At 62.7% G+C, this 252-nt stretch carries 1 protein-coding gene; it reads left to right on the plus strand.

Annotated features, from left to right (window positions below; all coding sequences use genetic code 11):
• The coding region (locus JI667_RS22390; RefSeq protein WP_206858736.1) for a hypothetical protein at positions 1-252 on the plus strand (252 nt) is incomplete at both ends.

Genomic DNA, 252 nt, shown 5'->3' on the forward strand with positions numbered 1-252 from the left:
GCTGTTCGGAACGTCGGACCGCTTCATCGCCGGGAACATTATGACCCGCCCCGAGGCCGATGGCCTGCAGGTCGGCCCGCTCGACCACGCCGCCGCCTCGCCGGACGACGTGACCCGCGATTACGTCTATTTCTCCGGTCCGCTGGGCGACAACATTCTGGTCGTCGGGCAGCGGCTGGACCTGCTCTATCATACGAAAATCCTTGTCTTCCGCACCTTGACGCTGAGCGGGTTCCTGATCGTTCTCACTAT

Origin of the sequence: Bacillus sp. NTK074B, from assembly GCF_017303375.1 — a bacterium.
In the GTDB taxonomy this organism is placed as follows: domain Bacteria; phylum Bacillota; class Bacilli; order Bacillales; family Bacillaceae_B; genus Rossellomorea.